This is a genomic window from Sphingomonas sp. STIS6.2 (genome assembly GCF_000732685.2).
Taxonomy (GTDB): domain Bacteria; phylum Pseudomonadota; class Alphaproteobacteria; order Sphingomonadales; family Sphingomonadaceae; genus Sphingomonas; species Sphingomonas aerolata.
Map to the genome: position 1 here is coordinate 1 of NZ_JPDP02000026.1, position 9,437 is coordinate 9,437.

The 9,437-nt window shown below is 53.6% G+C and carries 10 protein-coding genes; 1 reads left to right on the forward strand and 9 read right to left on the reverse strand.

The window, feature by feature from the left end; translation table 11 throughout:
- Nucleotides 1-103: 103 nt before the first annotated feature.
- The 7 genes from sphst_RS04110 to sphst_RS04125 all read right to left on the reverse strand — a co-directional run bounded on the left by sphst_RS04110 (nt 104) and on the right by sphst_RS04125 (nt 6,011).
- Nucleotides 104-1,495 (reverse strand): putative bifunctional diguanylate cyclase/phosphodiesterase, encoded by a 1,392-nt coding sequence (locus sphst_RS04110; protein ID WP_199848906.1) that lies wholly within the window; start codon nt 1,493-1,495, stop codon nt 104-106.
- Between the two features lie 84 nt (nt 1,496-1,579).
- Nucleotides 1,580-1,729: a PAS domain-containing protein gene (locus sphst_RS20275; protein WP_159043496.1), complete on the reverse strand. Its 150-nt coding sequence runs from the start codon at nt 1,727-1,729 to the stop codon at nt 1,580-1,582.
- Nucleotides 1,730-2,516: 787 nt separating this feature from the next.
- A complete protein-coding gene (locus sphst_RS04115) occupies nt 2,517-3,299 on the reverse strand; it encodes a Crp/Fnr family transcriptional regulator (RefSeq protein WP_159043497.1) in 783 nt (260 codons plus the stop codon).
- A 184-nt stretch (nt 3,300-3,483) separates the two neighbouring features.
- A complete protein-coding gene (locus sphst_RS21470; RefSeq protein WP_267895105.1) occupies nt 3,484-3,615 on the reverse strand; it encodes a DUF6894 family protein in 132 nt (43 codons plus the stop codon).
- Nucleotides 3,616-4,183: 568 nt separating this feature from the next.
- Nucleotides 4,184-4,363: a hypothetical protein gene (locus tag sphst_RS20280; RefSeq protein WP_159043498.1), complete on the reverse strand. Its 180-nt coding sequence runs from the start codon at nt 4,361-4,363 to the stop codon at nt 4,184-4,186.
- Nucleotides 4,342-5,124 carry a Crp/Fnr family transcriptional regulator gene (locus sphst_RS04120; protein WP_234387325.1) on the reverse strand — a complete coding sequence of 261 codons (783 nt, stop codon included), beginning with the start codon at nt 5,122-5,124 and terminating at the stop codon, nt 4,342-4,344. The genes sphst_RS20280 and sphst_RS04120 overlap by 22 nt, the downstream gene beginning before the upstream one ends.
- Before the next feature lie 296 nt (nt 5,125-5,420).
- A complete protein-coding gene (locus sphst_RS04125) occupies nt 5,421-6,011 on the reverse strand; it encodes a Crp/Fnr family transcriptional regulator (protein WP_051916179.1) in 591 nt (196 codons plus the stop codon).
- Nucleotides 6,012-6,184: 173 nt separating this feature from the next.
- On the opposite strand from sphst_RS04125, the gene sphst_RS04130 reads away from it, so the two are divergent.
- The gene (locus tag sphst_RS04130) at nt 6,185-6,472 is read left to right on the forward strand and encodes a hypothetical protein (RefSeq protein ID WP_159043499.1); all 288 of its coding nucleotides are present in this window, start codon (nt 6,185-6,187) and stop codon (nt 6,470-6,472) included.
- Between the two features lie 95 nt (nt 6,473-6,567).
- Here sphst_RS04130 and sphst_RS04135 read toward each other — a convergent pair whose 3' ends face one another.
- The gene (locus sphst_RS04135; RefSeq protein ID WP_031392980.1) at nt 6,568-6,912 is read right to left on the reverse strand and encodes a response regulator; all 345 of its coding nucleotides are present in this window, start codon (nt 6,910-6,912) and stop codon (nt 6,568-6,570) included.
- A gap of 468 nt (nt 6,913-7,380) precedes the next feature.
- A complete protein-coding gene (locus sphst_RS04140; RefSeq protein ID WP_031392979.1) occupies nt 7,381-7,614 on the reverse strand; it encodes a hypothetical protein in 234 nt (77 codons plus the stop codon).
- Nucleotides 7,615-9,437 lie beyond the last annotated feature (1,823 nt).

A 9,437-nucleotide genomic window follows, 5' to 3' on the forward strand; every position in this document is an offset into this window, starting at 1 on the left:
TCGGTAAATCGGCCTCGCCGCATCACTCGTCTCCATCTGACGAGCTAACTTACCAATGGCATGAATTCTGGGGAGCAGGTCATAATATACTAAACGATAGGTTTCAGTGGACATCACCGTCTCCGTCGGATTTGCTGATAAGGAAGGACTGCACGTTAGCCTGTGCCATCGGCCGTCCAGTGAGGTACCCCTGCACATGGGTACAGTTCTGATTACGTATGCGCTCGAGCTGCTCGGCCGTTTCAACCCCCTCGGCGGTGATCGCCATGCCAAGGCTGGTGCCCAGACCAGAGACCGCTTTCAGGATGGCCTCACTATCGGGATCGTCGCCAGCAACGAACGAGCGGTCGATCTTGATTTTGTTGAATGGAAACTTCTGGAGGTAGCTCAGCGACGAGTAGCCGGTGCCGAAGTCGTCCATCGAAATCTTAACGCCCAGAGCGCGCAGCGCATGCAGTGTCGCTAGCACGTTATCCGTGTCCGCGAGGAGGGCGCTCTCGGTGATCTCGATTTCCAAGCGCTCCGGCTTGAGCCCCGATCTGGCAAGTGCAAGTGAAACGGATGCGAGCAACGTGTCCGCCTTGAACTGTAGCGGCGAGACGTTGACTGCCACGACAAGATCGCGCGGCCAAGCTGCCGCCTCCATACATGCCGTTAGAAGCACCCACTCGCCGATCTTCACAATCAGCCCGTTTTCTTCGGCGACGGCGATGAAATCGAGTGGGGGCACATTGCCGCGAACAGGATGCTGCCAGCGCAACAGCGCCTCGAAGCCCATGACGGTATCAGTCGTGAGATCGAGGAAAGGCTGGTAGTGGAGTTCAAACTGCTTAAGCGCCAATGCACGGCGAAGGTCGATCTCCAACTCGCGGCGCTCGTGAAGCAGCGTGTCCATCCCGTGCTCGAAAAAGCGGTAGCGGCCGCGGCCCGCCCGCTTTGCCTCATAAAGCGCCAAATCAGCGTTACGGAGGAGGTCACGGGGCTGCATCGAACCGGATCCAAGCGCCACACCAACGCTAATGCCAATGTTCACCGTGTGCCCACCAAGCACGTAGGTCCGGCCGATAAGATCGACGAGGCGCTCGGCGAGAAGCTCAGCGTCGCGCGGTGAGCGGATGCCACGCTGGAGGATAACGAACTCGTCGCCTCCAAGCCTGGCGACGAGATCGTCTTTGCGTGAGGCCTTGCGTAACCTGTCCGCTACCTTTTTAAGCAGCTGGTCCCCGATGCCGTGCCCAAGTGTGTCGTTAATCATCTTGAAGCGATCGAGATCGAGGCAGAGCACCGCGACGGGTTCGCCGCCTTCAGCTGTACCAGGTAACGCGCGCTCGAGTGTCGCCATGAAGGTATTGCGCAAGGCGAGCCCTATCAGATCGTCCGTCTGGGCTTGCGCCTTCTCGACGGGGACTATGGCAACCGGCCAGAAACTAACGCAGATATTATTCCCGCCAATCGGATTAAGCAGCGCATCATACGCCTCGGACTGGCGCGTCATGAGCCGCATGCTCGACGGGCCCTCGCCGATCGAGACGGGTCGCAGATAATCGGAAAAAATGTCGGCCAGTGTCAGCCCGACGATCTAGCCACCAAAGCTGGCCGCGGCGGTTGCGTTGGCGTAGGTGATTTCACTGTTGGCATCGACGACCAGAACCGGGTGCTGCAGCGATTCCAGGATCTGACCGGAGGAGAGCATTGCGGCCTCCGAGTTCTGCATAAGGTGCTCAAACATAGGTCTACGTGCTCCGGCCTCTCTACGGCTTACCGATGACAGGCGAACAAGACGTTAAGGCTTACGCGCATCATACGTGGTGACGTAGGCTTCCTATTAACCGTGAGCGCTTTAGCGGGAACTATGCTGAACGTCTCGCATAGCGTGTGGGCCAGTTGAGGAGCGACTCAATGTGGCGCTGGGGTGCTGAACCTAGCGTCTATTTCTCGATAGAGGATGCTGCTCGACGGTGAGAGATCGTGACAGCGAGGTACTCAATTGCATCCGCAAGTTTTGCCGCTGACAAACTACATTTATCTTTGCTCAGTAGGTATTGGGCATCGTTCATCAGCCCATATGCGGCGACCAAGTGATCTAAGCCTTCGAATTTGTCTTGCCGAAGGACAACGTTGCCGTGTGTGAGACTCGCAGCAGTGCGATGGCGGATCGACCCTTTCTCGTTACCAACACCTGAGTGCGCGCTAACACGAGATATTGCCATTCGGTTTCCCCACTAATACTGAAGACATTTGCAGCGTCAGATTAATTTGGCAGGGTCAAAACCTAAGATGCCGACCCAATGCATCGTACAGGATACATCGGCAATCCTGATACTTGACGAGGCGCCGTCTTTCTTATCTTTAATCAAGAAAATGATTATAAGTGGCAATATCTTATGCAATATATGTATAATGCGAGCCTACTTAAGCAATGCAATGTGATCGTAGCTACGGGGCTGATGCAAGCTGTGAAGAAACGGTTCGAAGCCAAAAATAGGTATCTGCCGTTCCCGGCAACGCTCTCAAGTTTACAGCTTAAGGCGACGATGGAGGTAGTTGTCGTCAAAACCCGCTATGCGTGAAAGCACGGGCAGATCGCAAATTATGATCGAAGCGCCGCCAAGCTTCAACGCGCCTTCTTGGCGAAGCTTGCGTAACACTCGATTGACGTGGACCGGCGTTAACCCGACGGCATCAGCCAGTATGATTTGCGAAAACGGCATCACATAACTGCTTGCCTCGTTTCCCGCGACATTGCGCAGGCGGAAACACAGCTCGCAAAGCAGATGCGAAACGCGCTCGAGACTGTTGCGGCGGCCAAGGCTGACAATCGTCGCACGCAGCATTGCAGCCTCAACCAGCTGCGTCCACCAAAAGACCCGGGTAAGTGCCGGCGATGATTCGACAAGCGCCTCCATCTCCGGTCTCTGAATGGTCGCGATCGTAGCCGCCGTCAGTGTTTCGATGTTATGATCCATTTCATCGAGTACGCCGACATGTATATCGCAGAAGTCTCCCGGTATCATGAACGCAATAATCTGGCGGTTGCCGTTGGGCAGTATTTTGTAGCGCGCCGCCCACCCTGTAAGAATGACGAATACCGGTCCCGGTTGGTCCCCTTCGCGGATAAGGTTGTGCGCTTTGGTATACGTGCGGATCTGGAGGCTTGCATTGCGCAGCCGCAACTCATCTGACGCGTCCAGGGGAGCGAAAGCCTTTAGCTTGTCTACGAAAGCATGGGCCGCAGGCAACTTCAAATGACCTGTCGTTGCCATATTGCCGCCTAGAGGAGGAGGGCGATCAAGTGTCATCATATTTCCCCTTCCAATGCCACTCACTAGTTTACAGTGTTTTTACTGCTACCGTGCGCTCCACGAAGTTCTTTCATTCAACGGGCTTACTGACCGCGTGTACAGCAACCGTTGCGATAACAATATTAAAGACCGGCTGCCGATCTTCCTCACAAACATCTACCTGCCAATGCCCTTCGTTAGCCTAGTCCGGAAAGTCCCGAAGATATTCGCCTAGATAACTGATTGCAGCATTGCGAGCCTCGCCGGGTGTGGCGCATTCGGCGCCGATATCATCCACATCGACACCAACCACGTCGACAAAGTATCGCGTCATCGCGGCCTCTCCTGCATCTCTTTATATGGAGTCAGTGCGAACAGCTTTACGCGCAAAAGATTATGATCGTCCGACATTATCGAACCAGGTTCGAGTAACCGGGTTACAACGCTAGTGTAGACATTTGCAACAGGGCCTCAGGCTCAAGCATTTTTATGTAACACACTTAGGTCATGATTCCACGTATTAATCTAGATTGTAATCGGTACCGGTCATATTTTTGCATCCGTTCCTGCCCTATTGGGGGCATCGGGATGTTTAAAGGTTTCATTTTCAAGGGTAATGGGCTGCGGCTCACGCTGAAGGCGGAGAGTGCCCAGCGCCTGCCTCACCCTTGCAAGGCCCCGTCCGATTTAGCTTTTTACGTTTCTAGCGGGACGCAGAACGCACGGGCAATTCGGCATATGTGTTTCAACAAGGCAGGCGGATACAATAAGCGCCTTTAAATTCGGACTTAGCATCGGCAAAGTTGCAGATGCTAGTGATTGTCGAAGCCAAATGCGCCGATTGGCGGGTAAAGGACATGCACTACTCATCGGTAGATCGTACGGCGGCCGCCTAGAGCCGATCAGCGCTTGTCCATACCCAAGGCAGACAGGCGAATCACGACGCACATTTGGCTGTCTGCGAGCTTGGCGCCGAGGAGATATTCTCCGGCTTCGTCGGCAGCACAAAGAAGCTCTTCCAAGGCTGATCTGATCGCGGTGAGCCGTGCGCGCACCGTTTCTATGCTACGATTCTGTTCCACTTCGGGTCCCCTGTTGCTGTCGAAATATCTGTGGCCTGTGCCTGATGGAGATAGCGGCCGTCGAAGTCCGATATGCGTCGAAGTCGCTCCCATTCGGGAAGCCGTATCTGGCGGCTCTTTCGGAGTATGAGGCCATCGAGTTCCAGGATCCGCAAGACCCGGTTGACGTGAACAGGCGTAAGCCCAAGCGCGTCGGCGAGTTGCTCCTGCGACATGGGGAATTCGTAGTCCTGCCCAGGAGGGCGTCCTTCCACATCCAGCCGGGCCGCGATCTCGCAGATAAGGTGAGCGACGCGCCCCCGGGCGTCTCGCCGACCGATGTTCAAGATCCACTCGCGGTAGATTGAGGCATCGACGAGAACACCAAGAAGAACTGCATGGCCGATTGAAGCTACCGATTTTACTAAAGCACCAAAAGCGCTTCGGGAAACCGTCAGAACCTCTGAAGGCGTCAACATCTGAACGTTGTGATCGGCGTAATCCAGGAAGAGGTTCTGGGTGTCGAGCAGGTCGCCTCGAACATGTATGGCAACGATCTGTCGGGTTCCGGCCCCGGTGATCTTGTGGCGAAAAGCAAACCCGGCCATCAACAGGCTACATTTGTCTATCCGGTCCCCCTCGCGGACGAGATACGCTCCAGCCTCGTATCGGGTGACTTTGAAAGGTAACGCCAGGACTGCGTCTTGGTCGGCCTTGGGAAGGACGATGTACTTCTCAAGGCTTTTGACCATTCTGGCCAGGGGGGAAATAGTATCAAGCATGGGCTGCCTCCTGCACAACGGTACAAGGGAGCGCGTCCCCCTACCGCCGGCAAAATCAGGCCTAGCGATACGGCAGGATAACCTGAGTTGCCGATCGCAATCGAAACATAGGTTCAGATTGTTTGAGTATGATGTTCGGGTTTTTATTCCCGACTTAACCCATTGTTTTGACGCAACGCGTGTGCGGCGGTGAAGATAGCCTTCGTCAAAGCCCGCGATACGTACGAGTTTGGCAGGGTCGCTTACTTCGAGGCTACCACGGTGGAGCGTCATTGCTCCAGCAATTCGTAAGCCCTTCAAAACCCTGTTTTATGGACGCTTGTCATGCCCAGCGCGTCGGCCAGTAAGACTTGCGATAGCGGGAGTGTTAGCGACGTCTCGCCGGTCAGGGCGATATCTCTCACGCGCAGATATAATTCGCACATGAGATGAGCGACCCGTTCGACGCTGGTACGTCGGCCCATGCTCGTAATCCACGCCCGCATTGTACCTTCATCGATGAGCTGTGCGATATACATCGCCCGGGCAATGGCGGGCCGGCGCATCATCAGCTCATCCATCTCGACACGTTCGATCGTCGCGACGCGAGCAGGCGTCATCGTCTGGATGCTATGATCCATCTCCGCCAGCAGGCCGATATGGAGATCACACGCGTCTCCGGGCATCAGGAACGCCAGAACTTGGCGCGTGCCGCTTGGAAGGACCTTGTAGCGGCACGCCCAGCCTTCGATCATAACAAAAACCGGCCCCGGCCGATCCCCCTCCCGAATGAGGTCGTGTCGCGTCTTGATCACGCGCGAGCGAGATGTGAGCACGACCAGTTCGGCGACATCAGCATCACTAAGCGGCGAGAAACCGCGCAGTTTTTCGACAAAGCGGTTGGTCATGGGGTTACATCCCCTAGAGAGTAAAAATGCGATATTGTCGTATGTTGTAGTTAAAAGTTAACCTCAGTGAGGAACGAAAGCTGAGATTCTGCTAATTAGAGGCATCGTAAGTGGCGTCCGAAGGTTCGACGTCTGCGAAGTTACAAAGGCCCTGGACCCTACCCTGGAGTATGATGATGATTGGAGTAAGCAACGACAACGAGGGGCTCTGCCCGGTCGTTGGATCGGAGCCCCCCGATGCTCATGGTCAGGCCGCAATGCTTCTGGTCGAAAGCCTGATCCACAGCCTGATCGATCGTTCGGTTCTGAATGTAACACAAGCCATCGACGTCGTTACCGTCGCAATGGACGTGAAGGCCGAGATTGCTGCGGGCCTTGGCGACAGCGACGATACCAGAGACACGTCCCTTGCCTTGCTATCTTCGATTCGCATGAGCTTGAATACTGACAGTGCGGCATGAAGCAAGCCGAAACATTTGAGGTCTGTAAAACAATTCAATGATATCGAACGGCATTAATCTAGCATACTGTTAGATCGTTGCATTGAGTCCACTGCTCATATCGGCGCAATCTGGCGGAATATATTTCTAACACGGTGAGCCATAACGGGCTTCTGAAGGATCGCTGCAGCGTATTCACAGGAAATGCAGGCCTCCGGCGTTGCGGTGATGAAAATGACCGGCGTCGGACCAAGATGTGGCCTAATCTCCGATACCGTCTCCGGTCCGGTACCGTCGATAATTTGGACATCCAATAGGATTACCGCTGGCGGCCGAGCCAGAGCCAAAGCGTACACTGGGGTGTCGGCAATATCGACCGACGTAGCTCCGGCATCCATTGCAATGTCGCTGATCAGGCAGGCAATTAGCGGTTCATCTTCGATGACCAGGACATGACACACGGGCAGCTCCAATCATGCAACGCTATCACCAACGCGTAACAACCTGAATTAGGTGCGAAAAGTCTGATATAAATTAATTAAATTTAGCGCCGGATATCGCGCTGCAAGCTCGACCGATCCGAGGATATTAAAAGAGCCTATCGGGCTGCTGCGTCGGCATAACTGGTAGTCCTAATTCGACATCGTCTTCAGGAAAAGCCGCGACGCGATGTCAGCTATCGCAATTAGGTATTTCGTAAACCGACGTTTCGCAGCCTTCCAATTGTTGCCATTCAGCAGTCAGATGTGGGGGAAACCCCGTTTCAATCACGACTGTGCGCCAAACAGGTGATTTCGGACGGTAGCCTTTCGAGCGTCGAAAAACGCCGTCGCCAACCTCAATTGGCCACTATTATATGTTTTCCGACAATGGGCGGCGGGCAATCAGCGCTTAAAAGCGGCCGGACCATTTCCGTCCAATAGCAGACTTTAGTCTTTCAGCGGAGTAGCGCCCACCGAAACAAGGTATCGGCCAATCTGCTCCTTGCCCTGCGTGACGGTCACCTCCGCGCCGAAGAAAGGGTTGCCATTCGACACTTGATCCGCAGCGATCGTAATCGCGCTGGAAATAGCGCCCTTCCACGCCTCGATATTGTCGCGCGATTCCTGCTCCCCTGTCTGAGAGAAGTGTCCATTAATGATTGTGACGGTGTAGGTGGGCATACAAACCGCATATCAGGGGGCGGTGGCCCGATCGACAACATCGATCAGCAAATGCCAAAAGCTTCGATTTAGGAGCGGCAGCTTTCCTTCCCATTATCGCCGCTCAGTAGTCAAATCTGTGAGAAACCCGCTTTATAATCACGACTATGGGACAACCAGGTGATTTCGGACGGTATCATCTCGATCGTCGCAAAACGCCGTCGCCAACCACGATTGGCGACTATCGTATGTTTGTCGTATAGTCGCGATTGAGACCGTATCTTACACATATGACCGTTGAACGAGGGTAATGGAGAGGGAGCGGCAACGGCCGGTTTCGGGCGGCCGAAGCGCGTTAGCCATCGCGCGGCACTATCGTCGGACGGGATGGTGGTCTTGAGACGTAGCTCGATCAAATCGCCAGACACGCAAAGCATGCGCTCGTATTTTTCTCTAAGTTCGCTTGCAGACCACAGGGACTTATTACCGTCATGGTACCACCCTAACGCCCGCCTTAAGCGAATCAACCAGACAGCAACATCGGCTAACATCTGACCAACTAGAGGTTTCTTCAAACCGTCGCGGTTGCGATACCGCTTTACACAACTTTGACCTTATTTGATGTTAGCTCCCCAGAAAGGGGCCGGAAGAACGGTTATGCTGGAATATCGCATGTATGTTATTGATAATGGCGGTAAAATTATTGAGCGCATTGATCTGGAGTGTCCAAATGATGCGGAGGCTGTCGCAGACGGAAGGACATACGCCTTAAGGAACGATGTAGAGATCTGGTGTGGTCAAAGAGTAGTTACTGTTCTTCATCATTTGGCCTGATTGGGAGCGTCGAACGCCTTCTCTACAAAAGTCCGAGGGGCAGAGCCATTTCTCGGCCGAATGTGTGTTGTGTATGATCCCAACCTCCCTTCCCGAATGACTCCATCGGGCGCTTGGTCATGCCATCGAACCAATAGAGAACCACCCTTCTTCAATTCAAGGTCGTAGGGATGATTTCTCATAGTTTCTGAAACAATGCCTAACGCGCTAGCAACGCGGGCATGCTGATTTTCTATTTCCTCTTTTGACATGGTTTGTCTTAGCGTCCCGCCTCGAGTTTAATAGTGGCGCAACAAACCTTCCATATACAGAGATTGATCCTGTCTATTTTTTATTAAAGCTGCATTAGCGCTGAACGGTTGGCGTTATTCGACCAAACGAAGCGCGGCGCGGCGGCGGGCGCCTTTCCAGGATCCCTGAGTTTTTGAGATCGTTCAGCACACTCTCGAAGGCTTCGAACACCATTGAGCTCACTATACGCGCCTGACACATCGCATCTATATCAGGCAATTTCCAGCTGACGCTTCGGCGTCCTATCCACTCGTCACGATCACTATGCGACTGCCGTTCTATTCTCTATCACATTTTCCCCCACCGTCATGTTCTAACTTTGCTTAGTAGTTTTAGAGCTTAATCTCAGCAATTTCACCGATTATCTGCCAAAACCCTCTACTCAACGAATATTGGATAACGAATCGGTCTCGGTATATTGCCACATTAACCACGAACGGGCAGGACGATTTTGCCGCGGGGCGGCAGCACAATCCATTTAATCAAAAGGAAGTCTTATGCGTTACTGGCAAGACGGCAAGCCGTTCAAGGGCTAATCCAGATATAAAAGGCGACTCGCTATCAAATAGCGGGTCGTCTTTGTTTTGGGTGTTGTATTTGTTGAGGTAAAAGCTCGAGCTTACCTTTATTAAAAAAGGTTTTTGCTCGACTTTTGCGGTAATAATAAGATCTTCACATCCTTAAATTTCGGATGGCCTCTGAGTCAGAATACCCCCCCC